Annotated in this window: 12 protein-coding genes; 8 read left to right on the top strand and 4 right to left on the bottom strand. The window is 32.3% G+C overall.

The features are described 5' to 3' along the window. Nucleotides 1-5: 5 nt before the first annotated feature. A complete protein-coding gene (locus GOY08_RS04840) occupies nucleotides 6-686 on the bottom strand; it encodes a hypothetical protein (protein WP_158997665.1) in 681 nt (226 codons plus the stop codon). 91 nt (nucleotides 687-777) lie between these two features. Between GOY08_RS04840 and GOY08_RS04835 the strand changes: the two genes are divergently transcribed. Next, complete coding sequence (locus tag GOY08_RS04835; RefSeq protein ID WP_158997663.1) at nucleotides 778-1,977, top strand: pyridoxal phosphate-dependent aminotransferase; 1,200 nt, start codon at nucleotides 778-780, stop codon at nucleotides 1,975-1,977. A gap of 7 nt (nucleotides 1,978-1,984) precedes the next feature. Here the strand turns inward: GOY08_RS04835 and GOY08_RS04830 are convergent, their stop codons facing one another. After that, nucleotides 1,985-3,229 carry a cysteine desulfurase family protein gene (locus tag GOY08_RS04830; protein ID WP_158997661.1) on the bottom strand — a complete coding sequence of 415 codons (1,245 nt, stop codon included), beginning with the start codon at nucleotides 3,227-3,229 and terminating at the stop codon, nucleotides 1,985-1,987. An 11-nt stretch (nucleotides 3,230-3,240) separates the two neighbouring features. After that, nucleotides 3,241-5,865 (bottom strand): endopeptidase La, encoded by a 2,625-nt coding sequence (gene lon, locus GOY08_RS04825; protein ID WP_158997659.1) that lies wholly within the window; start codon nucleotides 5,863-5,865, stop codon nucleotides 3,241-3,243. Between the two features lie 240 nt (nucleotides 5,866-6,105). On the opposite strand from lon, the gene rpmB reads away from it, so the two are divergent. Then, entirely contained in the window at nucleotides 6,106-6,336 is a 231-nt protein-coding gene (rpmB, locus tag GOY08_RS04820; protein WP_158997657.1) for a 50S ribosomal protein L28, read from the top strand. Nucleotides 6,337-6,526: 190 nt separating this feature from the next. Then, nucleotides 6,527-6,748 carry a hypothetical protein gene (locus tag GOY08_RS04815; RefSeq protein WP_158997655.1) on the top strand — a complete coding sequence of 74 codons (222 nt, stop codon included), beginning with the start codon at nucleotides 6,527-6,529 and terminating at the stop codon, nucleotides 6,746-6,748. On the opposite strand, the gene GOY08_RS04810 is transcribed toward GOY08_RS04815, so the two are convergent. Continuing rightward, complete coding sequence (locus tag GOY08_RS04810; protein WP_158997654.1) at nucleotides 6,728-7,504, bottom strand: lysophospholipid acyltransferase family protein; 777 nt, start codon at nucleotides 7,502-7,504, stop codon at nucleotides 6,728-6,730. The two genes, GOY08_RS04815 and GOY08_RS04810, sit on opposite strands and share 21 nt — an antisense overlap. A 142-nt stretch (nucleotides 7,505-7,646) precedes the next feature. On the opposite strand from GOY08_RS04810, the gene GOY08_RS04805 reads away from it, so the two are divergent. From GOY08_RS04805 to GOY08_RS04785, 5 genes are all read left to right on the top strand, one after another. Further along, complete coding sequence (locus GOY08_RS04805; RefSeq protein ID WP_158997652.1) at nucleotides 7,647-8,609, top strand: succinylglutamate desuccinylase/aspartoacylase domain-containing protein; 963 nt, start codon at nucleotides 7,647-7,649, stop codon at nucleotides 8,607-8,609. Between the two features lie 103 nt (nucleotides 8,610-8,712). Further along, nucleotides 8,713-10,500, top strand: a complete 1,788-nt coding sequence (locus tag GOY08_RS04800; protein WP_158997650.1) for an ABC transporter permease subunit — start codon at nucleotides 8,713-8,715, stop codon at nucleotides 10,498-10,500. Between the two features lie 3 nt (nucleotides 10,501-10,503). After that, nucleotides 10,504-11,907 (top strand): ABC transporter ATP-binding protein, encoded by a 1,404-nt coding sequence (locus GOY08_RS04795; RefSeq protein ID WP_158997648.1) that lies wholly within the window; start codon nucleotides 10,504-10,506, stop codon nucleotides 11,905-11,907. 106 nt (nucleotides 11,908-12,013) lie between these two features. Then, entirely contained in the window at nucleotides 12,014-14,863 is a 2,850-nt protein-coding gene (locus GOY08_RS04790; RefSeq protein ID WP_158997647.1) for a 2-oxoglutarate dehydrogenase E1 component, read from the top strand. 198 nt (nucleotides 14,864-15,061) lie between these two features. Next, nucleotides 15,062-16,162, top strand: coding sequence for an efflux RND transporter periplasmic adaptor subunit (locus tag GOY08_RS04785; protein ID WP_158997646.1), 1,101 nt, complete (start codon nucleotides 15,062-15,064; stop codon nucleotides 16,160-16,162). Nucleotides 16,163-16,177 lie beyond the last annotated feature (15 nt).

Genomic DNA, 16,177 nt, shown 5'->3' with positions numbered 1-16,177 from the left:
ATTACCTAATTATCCCAGGAAAATTTTATCTGAGCTTCCTCAGAATGCATTGATAAGGTGATTTTATTTTCTGAATTACTAGATGATTCAATGCTTTCTTTTTTCTCATTTAAAAATAAATCTTTTACTTCCGAGCCTTTTAAAGCTTCATAAGGAAATTTAAATAACACAATGTAATGCCTACTCCAATAAGAACTCAGAGGAAAGAATGGCTTGAGACCTTCTTTTCTTCGATAAGGTTGAATTTCATGTGCTGGGACTATAACATCATTTATTTTTAAAGAAATTTTCCACAGTCCTTCGTCGTTTAATTCAAAAAAATTGTCCGGTTTTGAAAAGAAATCGAGAACTACAGCGATTGTATCTTTTTTGACAAGTATTTTTTCATCAATTTTTGCTTTTGGGCCATAAATATATTCAATTCTACCTTTATAAGCATCTTCCATTTCTGGAGATATGAGAACAGCAGTTATCTTAAATTTTAATTCTAAATTCTTATAAATATTTGTACTTTTACTCCATTTTGTTAAAATTGGTTGATAGTTTTCATCTTCATACATATTTTTTGGTGTAAGAACATCTGCTTGATTATGCACACAACCTGTATACAAAAATCCAAATATAATATAGTAAAAAAAACTTGTTCCTGTTTTTTTAAGCCCAAGTCTAGAAAAAAGAAATTTCACAAAAGACACCCTTATTAAAATAGTGACCACACATTCGGTAATTATAATGCGACTGGCATGATATTGAAGTCAAGATTAGAGGGAAATAAAGATGAAAGCACTAAGGCCTTTTTTTATGGAAGACTGGTTAGAGTCTTTTCGAAATAAAGCCCTTTTCAATATGGGTGAATCGGGTGGAAGAGCACGCACTGTCAAAGAGCTTTTAGAGCAAAGTGGTTATTTAGAAAATAGCTCTTTTGCAGAAATTATGAATTTACTCTTATCTGACAGCCCTAATAGAGGTCGAGAAGATTTAAGAAAATTGATTGCTGACATGCATAATGGAGCTACACCAGAAAATATTTTAATCACAACAGGGACAAGCGAGGCCTTATTTTTATTATTTCGTTATTTAAGCCCTAAAAAAGTGGCTATTCCTATTCCAGCATTTCAACTTTTATATGAAATTCCTGCAGCAATGGGTGCTGAAATTCTTCCTTTACCCATTCGCTATAATCAAGAAGGCATACCTTTTTTAGATATCAATGAATGGATTGTAATTTTAAATCAAGAAAAACCTGATTGCATAGTAATTAACAATCCGCATAATCCTAGTGGCTTAATATTTTCAGATGAAGTTTTAGATATAATAGTTGAATATTCTAGTAAAAATAATTGTGCCTTAATTGGTGATGAACATTATAGATTTTTATCTTCAGAAAAGAATGTACTTGGCAGAAGTCTCTACAATAACGAGAAAAATATTTTTATAACGGGTTCATATATTAAATGTTTTGGATGCCCTGGATTAAGGATTGGATGGTGTATAGGTAACAAACAAGCATTAGATTCCATTCAAAATGAAAAAAATTACACTACACACACTGTCAATCCTTTTTCTGAATGGCTATCTTATAAAATTTTATTGAATCAGAATAGTTTATTATTTAATAACATTAAAAGTGAGTGGCTAATAAATAAACAAATATTAAAGCAATTTCTTTTACAATCAAAAACTGTGTATGGAATGTCTCCAGAAGGTGGTTTAGTTACTGTTTTAGGATTAAAAAATATCAGACATGAAAATGAATTAAATCAAAAAATGGAATTGCTTTTAAGTAATGGAATTTTTGTGTTACCTTTACCCTCTATGGAATTTGGTAGATTTAATTTTCAAGAAAAAATCATTTTGGAGGATAAAGATTTTTCATTAATTAACAAAGGTTTTGGTTTTCGTTTAGGTTTAGGAATTGAACCTAATAAGTTTAAACTAGCTTTAGAAAAAATAGAACAAATATTAATTAATAATTAATATTATATTAATTATTCAAATAGTTTTTAATAATTGAAATAGTTTTTTCAATTTCTTCTTTTGTATTCGAATGTGATAAAGAAATTCTAATAGAATTTTTTGCTAGAACAGATTCTTTTCCTAATGCCAAAATTACTTTTGAAGGTAAATTTGCCCCACTACTGCAAGCAGATCCTGAACTTGCACATACTCCTTGCAAATCTAATTCAACCAACAAATCTTCACCTTTTAATTTTTTTCCTTGAACTGAAAAATTGATTGTATTAGGTAATATCATTTGATTTGGTGTATTTAATTCAATATTTGATAGTTGAGAAAGTTCCTTAAGAAAAGTATCTCGCAAATTTATGATATAATTTTTTTCTTTTATCCATTGCTCTGTATATAAATCTTTTGCAATTAAGCCAAAACTAATAATTCCAGGCAAGTTTTCAGTCCCTGCACGTCTATTTTTTTCTTGAGCGCCACCCAAAATTAAAGGTAAATATTTTCTTCCCCGTCTTAAAAAAAGCGCTCCAATTCCTTGTAGACTTCCTACTTTGTGACCTGAAATTGCAACAGAGTCATGACCTGACGATAACCAATTGTCTAATTCTATTTTTCCATACGCTTGCACTGCATCAATATGAAAATGTAATTTCTGGAGGTGCTCTTTTGAAACATTGGAATTTAAGTACTTAGATGTCAATAAATCAAAAGAATCTTTATCGGACTGTGAAGAAGATACTCCCCAACGCATATAATGCAAATAATCTCCAATTAGTTTAACCGGTTGAATTGTTCCAATTTCATTATTTGCGGCCATAATGGTGATTAGAGTTGTATCTGGTTTTATATTTTTAATGACATCTTCAAATTGAATAAATCCTTCTTTTGAGACATCTATTTCTGTTACTTTAAGATTTTGTGTGTTTTTTAAAAATTGAATAGGTTCTTTTATTGCAGGATGTTCAATAGATGAAGTAATTACATGTTGAGATTCGATTGGTACTTTAGTGTTTTTTAATACTCCATTTGTAGCAATATTATTTGCTTCAGTTGCACCAGATAGAAATATTATTTCACCTACATCCGCATTTAAAGAAGTAGCTATCGCCTTTCGAGCTTCAGTAAGACAAACAGAAGCATTTCTCCCCTTGGCATGAGGACTTGAGGGATTTCCAATAGAATCTTTTAATTTATTGAAAAGGATAGACAAATGCGCATCTGTAGATGGACTTGTCGCATTATGATCTAAATAAATGGGCTTCACTGAATTTAACCTTACTTAGTTGGCTTTTTTATACTCTTATTAAGTCTTTTATTCGTACTTGTAACTTTATTTTTTGATTTTGCTTTGGCATTAAGTCTCTTACTTTCCTGAAAAGCAATATGTAAAACTTCATCCAAGTTACCAATAGTTTGAATGTTTAACTCATTTAGAATATTTATTGGAATTTCTTCAAGATCATGTTGATTATCAATAGGTATTAGTACTTTTTTTATTCCATATCTATGTGCAGCCAATACTTTTTCTTTAATACCACCTACAGGCAAAACATCTCCACGCAAAGAAATTTCTCCAGTCATGGCTAAATCAGCTGCTATAGGTTTCCCTTTAAATAAACTTACCATAGCAAGAAATGTTGCTACTCCTGCGCTTGGTCCATCTTTTTTTACGGCTCCTTCAGGAAAATGCACATGCAAATCTTGTTTAGTTAAATTTTTAGCAGAAATTCCACACATTTTTGCATTTGAACGAATGAAAGCAAAAGCAGTATGAACTGATTCTTTCATGACATCACCAAGCTGACCTGTTAATCCAAATTTTCCATTTCCAGGTTGGCTTGCTGCAGTTTCAATATATAAAACATCTCCACCATTTGGCGTCCATGCTAAACCAGTAGCAACACCAACAGGTAATGTATGCGGTTTTTTCTTATCATTAAAAGGAGTTGGTCCCACTAATTTACGAATAAAATCAGAAGTGATTGTTTTCTGAAAAGGTTCTTTGCTCTTATTAAAACCATTTTCTACACATTCTTTTGCTAATCCCCTAATAATAGCGGAGAGCTCACGCTTTAGCTGCCTCACTCCTGCTTCTCTTGTGTAACCTTGAATAAAAGATCGCATAATTTCAGAAGAAAAATCTAACTTAAGCCAATCACTCATACCGTGTTCAGAAATTACTTGAGGTAATAAATGGTCAAATGCAATATGTTCTTTTTCATCAAGAGTGTAACTACTTAAATCAACTATTTCCATTCTATCTCTTAATGGTGCAGGGATAGAACCTAATTGATTTGCAGTTGCTATAAAGAAAACTTTACTTAAATCTAAAGGAACATTTAAATAATGATCCATAAATACATTATTTTGTTCAGGATCTAGAACCTCAAGCAATGCACTTGAAGGATCTCCTCTTCCATCTGCTGCAAGCTTATCTATTTCATCAAATAATATGACTGGATTCATTGTGCCTGATTTTTTTAAAGCATCGGCTATTTTACCTGGCATACTGCCAATATATGTACGACGATGTCCTCTTATTTCAGCTTCATCTCTAACACCACCTAATGCAATTCTTACAAATTTTCTATTTAAGGCTTTAGCAATAGATTTTCCTAAACTTGTTTTACCCACACCTGGAGGACCAACAAATAATAATATAGGGCCTTTTAATGAATCTTTTAGAGCACAAACAGCTAAATATTCTAGAATCCGTTTTTTTACTTTCTCTAATCCATAGTGATCTTTATCTAAAACTTGTTTTGCATTTTCTATGTTTATTTCACTTTCAGAAAAAGTTTGCCATGGGATATCTAAAAGCCAAGAAACATATGTATGACTGACCATATACTCTGGTGAACCAGGTTGCATCATGTTCATTCTTTCAACTTCGCGCAATGCAATTTCTTTTGTATCATCAGGCATTTTACTTTTTTGAATTTTTTCAACTAAATCAGCAGGGTCATTTGAATTTAATCCACCCGCTTTTCCATCCATTTCACCTAATTCTTTTTGCAGTAGTTTTATTTGCTCTTTCAAAAAATATTTTCTCTGTTGTTTACCCATTTCAGATTTTACTTCAGAGTTAATTTTTTGCGATATTTCTAAAACTTCTATTTCTCTTATGAGAAGGGCATGAATTTGTCTAAGACGAATTTCTAGATTTTCTGTTTCAAGTAATTCTTGTTTACTTTTAAAATCCATACTTAAATAAGGAATAATTAAATTTGCAAGATATGCAGCATCTTGAACATTTTCAATAAATAAATTTGCTTCATTTGGAATGTTTGGAGAAAGACTAATTGCTTTTTGCACAAGTTGTTTCATAGCCTTTCCAAGAGCGACAACTTCTATCGTAGTCTCTTCATCAGGATTTGACTGATCAACATCAAGATACTCTACTTCTGCAGCCAAATGATCCGCCTCAGAGTTTATATAATTTACTATTTTGAAACGCTTCACTCCCTGAACGACAGCTCCATAGGAGTTATCAGGAAACTTCATTACTTTTAGTATCTTAGCTTCTGTGCCAACTTCATATAAATCTTCTGGTACAACAGACTCTGATCCAGAGTTTTTTTGCGCAAGAATACCAATTCTTCCACCAATCCTGATAGCTCTGTCTACAGACTCACTAGTCCACTCTTTGCCAGCGGTAAAAGGAAGAACATTATGCGGAAAAAGAACAGTATTTTTAACAGGAACTATTTTTAAGGTTTTTAAGCCTTCTTTAACTTCAGGCTGTTTTTCTTCAGTTTCCTTTGGCTTTTTTGCCAATACTTTAATTTTTTTATTAATAACCACAGGGAGTTGAGCTGAGTCCTCACTAAGAGAGTCATTTTGTTCATCAACTTTAACATCACTGGTTTTAGAAATTTTGCTATTTTTTTTGTCTTCCATGATACCCTCTTAACGCCCTCGACAAATATGGCCAAAGGAATTTATGTTCATTCTCTTTGCGAATATGGCCAGCAAATCGAATATGTCAATATCTAAAAGATTCTTAATTGCAAAGACTCTTATTTCTTGCATCTTAGGCAAAATACTGCTATGGCCTTTAAACTTACGGCAACAGGCAGACTCTTTAAAGCTGAAGCAATTGCTGTTCATTTTTGAATATGATTTGGAGGAATTAAAATTATGTCACGTGTATGTGAATTATCTGGTAAAAGTGGACTAGTTGGAAATCGCGTATCTCACGCTAAAAACAGAACTAAAGTTCGCCTTCTTCCTAATTTACAAGAAAAAAGCATTTTTGCCCCAAGTTTAGGTAAATTTGTTAAAGTTCGCTTAAGCACGAGCGCTCTTCGTACTGTAAACAAAATCGGTATTGAAGCTTATTGTGCAAAAAAAGGTATTATCATTCGCTAGTATTATTACCTAAATAAAAAAAAGGGTTGAAGTAATCATCTTCAGCCCTTTTTTTTGCCTAAAAATTAGACGATTTGACTAAATTTTAAACATTTTAATCTTTTTTACCAATTTTAACACAATAAAATCAAATAGATAAATATCGGTACACTCTTTGCTACTAATAAAAGGAATTTACTTGAGGTTTAGAATGTATAGCAAAACAAAAATATTTTTCATTATAGTAGTGACAATTGCTTTAATTCAATCTTGTACATATAAACCAATTGTTTTTTCAAGCCTAAACAATGGAATTGAATTTTGTGACGCAAAATATGAAAATCAAAAAACAAAACAAATGTTTTGCAACCCCATAGGGTACGAAGAGCTACCAGAATCAGATTTTTCTTTGCTACTTAAAATTTTCTTTTAACAAATTTCCTGATAAAGATTCCAATTGAATATGCTTTATTTCATTATCAAGCTGCTCTATTTTTTCTTTCATTAATTGATATGCTTTTTGAATAAAATCTTCCACATTATCCAAAGAATATCCCTTAGTTTCAATAGGATCCATTATTTCAGCCAAAACTGTTCCTGCTTTCCATTTTTTATAATCCAAAGCAAATTTTAGATTACTTACTGCGACGATTTGGACTGGTACTTGATTTTGAATCGCAGCATAAAAAGCACCTTTTTTAAAAGGTTTTAATCCTAAACTATGACTTCTAGTTCCTTCTGGAAAAATCCATAATGAAGATCCTGTTTGTAAAGCTTCATCCACATTTTTCATAGTATTCATAGCTTTTTGATGATTTCTTCTATTTAAAAAAAGATTTCCTGCCAAATAAAATATCCAACCAAAAATTGGAATCCAAACTAATGATTTTTTTCCAATAATTAATGTATTGTAAGAGATAATACGACCAAAAATGATAGCATCAAAATAAGATTGATGATTTGCTATTATCACTTTTGGGGTATCACTAGTCATTTTATATTTTTCTTTGACAATTATTTTTATTTGTAAAAGACTTGCTGATATATAAGAAAATATTCTACCAAAAATAACATTATTATTTTTATTTCTAAATCTAAAAATGAAGACAAAGAACAACAAAAAACTTAAGATAAAAAATAAAAGAAACAAAAGAACAAATCTAAAACCACGTAATAAATAACCAGCCATATAAATTCCAATACGTAGAAGTCAACTTAATAAAACTAATAACCTTAATTTTATTCACTCCATAGAAGCAAAAAAAATTGGCTTTGACAATTCTTATTTTTATAACATAATGAAATCAGTAAATAAAGACTTAAGGTTGCTTATGCTAGCACAACATCTTGAAACATTCGCAAAATTAGAGAACAAATCCAAAGGTATTATAAGTGACTCTATACATTTAGATTTTAATAAACATAAGGGTCATATCGTAATCGGTGGTTTAGTACATGGAAACGAAGTAGGATCTTTACCAGGAATTCTGCAAATCATTCAGAATTTAGTAGATAAAAAAATAAGCTACGGAGGTAAAATTTCCTTTTTTTTAGGGAATAAAAGAGCATCAATTGAAAATAAACGGTTTTTAGAGGAGGACTTGAATAGATCTTTTTCTTTCTCAGAAAATAAAATAAAATCATATGAAAAACAAAGAGCAGAAGAAATAAAAAAGTTACTTAATACTTGTGACTTATTTCTTGATTTTCATCAAACAAACAAACCGTGTTTGGAACCTTTTTATATTTTTGCCATGCATAGCATAAGTTATTCATGGGCTAGAGCAATTGGATGTTGTAAAATTTTTGTGACACGCAGAGCAAATACTCCATACTCATCTGAAGGAATGTGCTCCGATGAGTATGTTAGAACACTAAATAAGCCTGGGATTACTTTAGAGTTGGGACAGCAAGGTTTTTTTACAAATGCAACAAATACCTGCAAACAAGCAATCATAAATAGTATGCAGTTAATGGATTTAGTTCATTTGAAAAAAAGACATATCCAAAATTTAGCTAGAAAAAAAAATGAGTTAAAAATTCTGCAAATGATATACTCTGAAAAGTTCAAAACCAAGCAATCTAAATTAGTAAAGGAATTTATTAATTTAGAAAAGGTAACAAATGGACAACTTATAGGTGAATTTAAACAAGGACAAGATTTTTATGCCCCTCAAGATGGTTATATCCTCTTCCCCCAATATCCTATGCGCGATGAAAATGGATTTGTTATTGAAACTTTACCATCGCACATTTATACATTAGCAAAAGATTCAAATCGATTGCTTAAATAATGTCACTTAGTGTCTTGCAATTCTATATCTCATTATGCTTTACAGTTGGAGTTACCAAAAAATGAGATTTTAATCTCATTCCAGTTAAAGTTAAGAGGTGAGCATGACACAATTTGCCAAAGTGCAAGCAACCCGAGGTGCTTTTTTAAGAGCAGATATTGCCGTGATTGTAATTGTCATTGTTCTGGGAATGGGTTTTGCCGATTTTTTTAGTTCGGGAAACTCACCCTACTTAGAAAAGGTCGATATTAACACTTCTATCTCATCACTCCCTAGTTATTCACTTCTTTCCTTTGTCCGAAGCTTAATAGCATTAATATTAAGTTATATTTTTGCAGTTATTTATGGAACAATTGCTGCAAATAATAAATCCCTTGAAAAAATAATGATTCCACTACTTGATGTTCTCCAAAGTCTCCCAGTAGTGGCTTTTTTACCAGGATTTGTACTGGCTTTAATTTCTATTTTTCAAGGAAGTCGTTGGGGCTTAGAATTTGCTTGTATTTTAACTATATTTACTGGACAAGTATGGAATTTAGCCTTTGCTTATTATGAATCCCAAAGAACATTACAGCCTGAATTTAAAGAAGTTGCAAAAATTTATCAACTTACAAAATTACAAAAGTTTTTCTTTGTCGATTTCCCTAATGGGTACCGTCCATTGATTTATAACGGAATGATGTCCATGGCTGGAGGCTGGTTTTTCTTAACAACTTGTGAAGCTTTTACATTAGGAAACAAAGATTTTCGCTTACCTGGTTTAGGTAGTTACATAGCAGAAACATTTGCAACAGGTAATTATATTAACTTTTCAATTGCACTTGTTACCTTATTAATTATTATTGTAAGTACTGATATTTTTTTATGGAAACCTTTAATTGCTTGGGTTTCACGTTATAGAGATAGTGATGATGGAAAAGGAATTCAAGATGATAATTGGTTTCTAAATTTAATTAGACAAACAAGTATCCCTGAAATAATATCAAACTTTTTCAAAAAAAGTATTTTATTTTTATTTCCAAAATCCAATATTAATGAATCAGGAGCTACTCGAAAATACTTGATTGATAATATTGATAAATGGGGAACTGTTATCAGCCCTAAAAATTGGTTTTCTGATGAAAATGTAAATAAAATTCGTCGTTCTTCTGTCCTATCTCTACTTGTAACTTTTGCCATCGGTGGTCTTGTTTTTACTTTGTTACCTAAACTACCTTCTTTTGGCCAGACTTTAGCCTCCCTTTCCAGCAAAGATTGGTTTAACCTAATGAACGCTGTTTTTTTTACAGGAATAAAAGTTCTTCTTGTTCTCATTATAAGCTCTATATGGACTATACCAGTTGGTCTTTGGCTTGGTCTAAACCCACGTTTGGAAACATTCTTTCAACCGATTATCCAAAACTTAGCAGCATTTCCAGCACCTGTTTTATTTCCATTAATTACTCTAGGTTTAAGTTTTGGAAATATCCCTCCTTTTATTAATGCAACTTTATTAATGTGTGTTGGATGCCAATGGTATATCTTATTTAATGTAATTGGAGGAGCTTCACGAATCTCTGCTGATTTAAAATTTGTTACCCAAATTTATAAATTTTCTTTATGGCATCGCTTTAGTAAATTATATTTTCCAGCTATTTTACCTTCTTTGGCTACAGGTTGGATCACTGCCGCTGGAGGAGCTTGGAACGCCAGTATGGTAGCTGAAGTTGTTGAGTTTCCTGGGGGATCCATGCATTCATTTGGGATAGGAGCAGAACTCGCAAGTGCATCAGCACAAGGCAATTATCAAAAATTGATAGCAGCAATCATTTGTATTGTTGTAACTTTAATCATTTTAAATCGCACCTTATGGCGAACTCTGCAAATATTTGCTGAAAGAGTTAAGGATTAGGCTATGTCTAAAAAGAAAGTTGTACTCTCTGTTAGATCTTTATGCAAAGACTACAGACGCCCTAGTGGAAATATGTTTACTGTTTTGGAGGGAATTCATCTCGATATTTATGATGGAGAATTTCTAGCATTAGTTGGTTTATCTGGTTCTGGTAAATCTACATTGTTACGTTGTATGGCAGGATTAATAAATCCTGATAGAGGAACAGTTACTTACGCAAATCCTTCACCTGAAAATATGCAATTAAGTGCATTTGTCTTTCAAAATTTTGCTTTATTTCCCTGGATGACTATTCGCGAAAATATAGCTGTTTCAATGCCTAAGTTAACAAAATCAGAACAAAATATTAGAGTTGATAGAATTATACAATTAGTAGGGTTAAAAGGATTTGAAGATGCTTTTCCCAGAGAATTGAGTGGTGGTATGCGGCAAAGAGTAAGTTTAGCTCGTGCCATGGTTTCAGATCCAATGATTATGTTTATGGATGAACCTTTTTCCGCTTTAGATCCTCTTACAAGTGAATCTTTAAGGGCTGAACTTGTAAGAATTTGGGGGCAAACAGAACGAAAAATTCGCGCCTGTGTTTTAGTCACGCACCGTTTCGAAGAAGCATTACAGTTAGCAGACAGAATTCTTATCCTTTCATCCAATCCAGGTACAATTTTTCGTTCTATTGAAATTAATTTACCGCGCCCTAGAATGCCTAATTCACCTGAATACAAAGAATTAGAAGAATTGCTGGAAAAAGCTTTTGGCCAACTCCACCTAGATAAAGTAACAGAGGATGTTGATTTTGATACTTCAACTCCTGAGCTGATTCTCCAACAAAGATCATCAGATCAAAATATAAGAAATAAATCTGTTAATTTACCAAACGATAAAATACCAGATGAAATAAGAGCGAAAGAGTCTTCATTAAATAAATCCAAGAGGGTTAAACCACTAATAAATACAAACTTAACTTTAGTTGAGGGTCTAGTCAGCAGATTGAGTACGGAAGTTGAAACCACTGATCTTTATGATCTATGCGAGGACATGGGGCAGAGCGTAGACCAAGTCTTGCCAGCTGTGGCAGCTGCAGAGACATTAGGTTTTATTACCACGCCAGGTATTCGCGTCATCTTAACGGATGAAGGCAGGAAATTTGCTGCAGAACATGATGCCGAAGCTCGCGGTAAAATTATGCGGACTGCAATTTTAAAATTGCCAGTTGTGTATTCTATCTATGAGTTAGTAAAAAATAGTGGTGAAGAAGGGCTCGAAGCTGATATTGCTATTGAACAAATAGTTATGATGCTCCCTTTTGAAGATCATGATGTGCAATTTCAGACTCTATTAAAATGGTGTCGTTACGCTAACTTGATTATCTACGATTCTGATGAAGAAAAATTGTTTATACCCGATTAATTTTGATAGTCTCTGCAACTAAATCCGAAGTTGTGATAACACAATTTTAGATGTGGTGCGTCTGTCTGCATTTCGATTTACTTCCTGATAAGGACTTGTGGCAAATATGAGTGGTAATTTTAATTCTGTTTTTCAAAATAATGCTGGTTATGTAGAGGAAATGTTTTCGCGATATTCTTCCGACCCCAACTCAGTTGGAATTGAATGGCGAGCTTACTTTGAAGGATTTCATGAAGGCTTTGGCACTGCCACTGCTCTGGCAAATGATGTTCCACATTTTAATGAATTATTAACTGATTTGAGTCATCAGCAAAGAAAAGAAAGTTCAGTAGCATCAAATGTGAGTCCAGATGCTATTCAGTTTGAATTTAAAGTTGCAGCCTATGTCCAAGCATGGAAAAGTTTTGGTCATTTAAAAGCAAAAGTAAATCCTTTGAGCGTCAGTAGCCCTGAAATTCCAACGCTAAAAAAAGAAAACTATGGCATTTCAGAATCTGATTTTTCTAAAACAACCATGGCTGGATTGCTGATTGGTCTTGATAAAATGTCTTTTGCTGAATTGCACAAAGTTTTGGAAGCTAGATATGCTGGAACTGTTGGTGCAGAAATTGAGCATATTGAAAGCAATGAAGAAAGAACTTGGCTCCAAGATCAATTTGCCCAAATTTATAAGCCCATCGCAAAAGAAACTCAGACTGCAATTTATCATGAATTAGCGAAATCAGATTCCCTTGAAAAAACAATCGCCACAAAATACATTGGCAAAAAACGTTTTAGTATTGAAGGTGCAGACGCTCAATTTCCTGCTGTTGAAAGCTTTTTAGATGAAGCTGGTAAACTAGGAGCACAAGAATGTACTATTGCCATTGCACATCGAGGTCGTTTAAATTTCCTTGTTAATGTAATAGGTAAACCATTAGAAAGATTATTCAGTGAATTTGAAGGATATCCTAATCCTGAATTGCATGGCGATTGTGATGTTAAATATCATTATGGTTATGAATCTGAACGCACCACAAGAAGTGGAAATAAACTTTTAGTTTCAATGCCATTCAATCCAAGCCATTTAGAATACGTTGGCAGTGTGGCTATGGGAGATACTAGAGCACGTCAAGCAATGTATCATAATGGTGACTCAGATAAAGTAACTAGTATTGTATTACATGGAGATGCCGCATTTTCGGGACAAGGAATTGTTTTTGAAAATATTCAAATGATGACACTTCAAGGTTATACCGTTGGTGGAACCGTTCATATTATTGCAAACAATCAAGTTGGTTTTACAACTGACCCTTCAGATTCACGCTCATCAACTTATTGCACAGACGTCGCTAAAGTAACTGGATCTCCTGTTTTTCATGTTAATGCCGATAACTTAGATGCATTACATAATGTCATGGTGCTTGCTGCTAATTATAGATTTAAATTTAAAAAAGATTTTTATATAGATTTGGTTTGTTTTAGAAGACATGGGCATAACGAAACAGATGAACCTTCATTTACCCAACCTTTAATGTATAAAATTATTAAAGACAAGCCAGCTCCATATGAAGAATATGCGCAATATCTTGTTGATAAATACAATTTTAATTCTGATGAATTAAAAGAAATATATAACAACTATCGTTCTGACATGAACAAAGTTTATGATAAAGTTAAAGCTGAACATCTACCTATTGTTCAGTTTACACCATTAAGAGAAGCAGGAGAGTTAAAGTTAGTCGATGAAAAAGAAATGTTAAAACCTGCTAAAACTCAAATTTCTTTAAATAAAATTAAAGAACTAGCTTTAAAAATTTGCCAAACTCCAGAAAGCTTTAAGCCAAATCCTAAACTTGCTCGAATTATTGTTTCGGAACGAAAAGAAATGGCTGAAGGGAATAAAAAACTCGATTGGGGAATGGCTGAATTACTTGCTTATGCATCATTGCTTAATGAAGGATATAGCATTCGTCTTGCAGGAGAAGACGCGCAACGAGGAACATTTTCTCATCGACATGTTACTTTAGTAGATTTTGAAACAGGCGAACGCTATACAAGTATAAAAGAATGTATTGAGCAAAATGCTAAAGTTGAAATTATAAATACTCTTTTGTCTGAAGAAGCTGCCATGGGTTATGAATATGGATACGCGGTAAGGCAAGCTAAAGGTTTGGTTCTTTGGGAAGCGCAATTTGGTGACTTTGCTAACGGCGCACAAGTTATTATTGATCAATTTATTGCTGCTGGTGAAACAAAATGGGCTCAATCACAAGGTCTAGTTTTATTACTGCCGCATGGAATGGAAGGTCAAGGAGCTGAACATTCAAGCGCCCGTTTAGAAAGATTTTTACAACTTTGTGCAAATGCAAATATGCAAATTTGTTACTTTACTAACGCTGCCCAAATTTATCATGCATTAAGAAGACAATTGCACCGTAATTTTAGAAAACCTCTTGTCATTATGACACCTAAAAGCTTTTTGCGTAGCCCAAGAGCTGCAACAACTCTTGAAGAACTTGCTTCAGGCACCTTTGAAGAAATTTTAGATGATCCACGTATTTCTAAAGCTCAGAAAATAGAAAAAGTTTTATTCTGTACGGGTAAAATTTCTCTTGACTTATTTGATGCTTTAGAAAAAGACGAATTTAAAAACAAAGCAGACACTATTGCAGTTATTAGAGTAGAGCAGTTATATCCATTTCATACAGAAAAAGTAACAAGCATTCTTTCACATTATAAAAATGTAAAAAATGTTGCTTGGGTTCAAGAAGAGCCTGCAAATATGGGAGCATGGACATATATCAGGTTTGAATTAGAAAAAGTTTTAGAGAAGATTGGAATACAGTCTAAATTAATGTATTTTGGTCGAAGCAGAAGAGCAACTCCTGCTGTAGGATTAGAAAAACAACATTTTATTGAACAAGATAAATTAATTCACGCCGCACTATTAAGTAACGAGTCGACTGAAATATGACGTTTAATTTTTGTCGACTTCTTCGTTAACTTTTAAATTTATCAAAAATTTTTAAAATATTAAAATAATAATAGCTTGGAATTATTTTATACCCTAATAAATTATAAAATGAAGAATCCTTCCTGATATACTATTGAACGAAATGAAAATTACAGTTATGAATTAAATCTAGTCCTTTAAGTTTAAAAGAGGAATTTTATGTCAAAACGAATGAGTATAACTATCATCGCATTGGTTATCGTGTTTGGATGTGTATTTGGTTGGTATGGATTACGCCAATATTTTATTAAAAGCTTTTTTGCTAAATTTGAGCCACCTCCACAAGTTGTTAGTGTAGTAAAAGCCAAACTTGATAATTGGCAACCGTATCTGTATTCTGTTGGTTCTTTAAGTTCAATTAATGGTGTTGATATTAGTGCTGAAACAGCTGGACAGGTAAAAGCAATTTACTTTGATTCAGGAAAATTTGTAAAACAAGGAGAACCACTAATTCAATTAGATGACTCATCAGAACAAGCTCAATTAAAAGATATAGTTGCTCAGCTCCAGCTTGCACAAGTAAATGATAAAAGAATAAAACAATTATTTACTCAAGGAGCTGCTTCATTATCTGCAGTAGATGATTCGTCTTCAAAAGTAAAACAATTAACTGCAAATTATGAAAATGCTAAATCTTTAATTGCAAAAAAATTAATTAGAGCTCCTTTTAGTGGAAAAATTGGAATTAAACAAGTTAACGTAGGCCAATTTATTCAAGCTGGTTTTGCTTGTGCAAGTTTACAAACTTCTAATGCTTTATACGCACAAATCACACTTCCACAGCAAGATACAAATAAGGTATTTATTAATCAAGAAGTCATAGTAAATGTGGATGCTTACCCAAATATTAATTTTAAAGGGAAAATTAATGCTGTTGATTCTAAAGTAGATGAAGCTACAAGAACAATTCATGTCCAAGCTACAATTGACAATACAGAAAATAAATTATTACCTGGAATGTTTATTAGCGTAAAAGTTGCTTTACCTATTGTCCCAAATTCAATTATTTTACCGCAAACAGCAATTACATATACCTTGTATGGCGATTCAGCTTTTGTTGTTACTTTATTAAATCAAAAATCAGATAAAGGTGATGAATTAGCAACAGTGAAAAGAGTTTTTGTGAAAACTGGGGAAAAAAGAGATAATTTAGTAACAATTATAGAAGGAATAAAAGAAGGCGATACAGTTGTCAGTAGTGGACAACTTAAATTAAATGATGGAGCAAAAATAGCCATAAACAATTCTATCAATCTTTAATAGATTGAGTGAGCT

This window comes from Pigmentibacter ruber, from assembly GCF_009792895.1.
In the GTDB taxonomy this organism is placed as follows: domain Bacteria; phylum Bdellovibrionota_B; class Oligoflexia; order Silvanigrellales; family Silvanigrellaceae; genus Silvanigrella; species Silvanigrella rubra.
The sequence above is the reverse complement of the archived record's forward strand: the minus strand, read 5'-3'. Positions and strand labels throughout refer to the sequence as shown.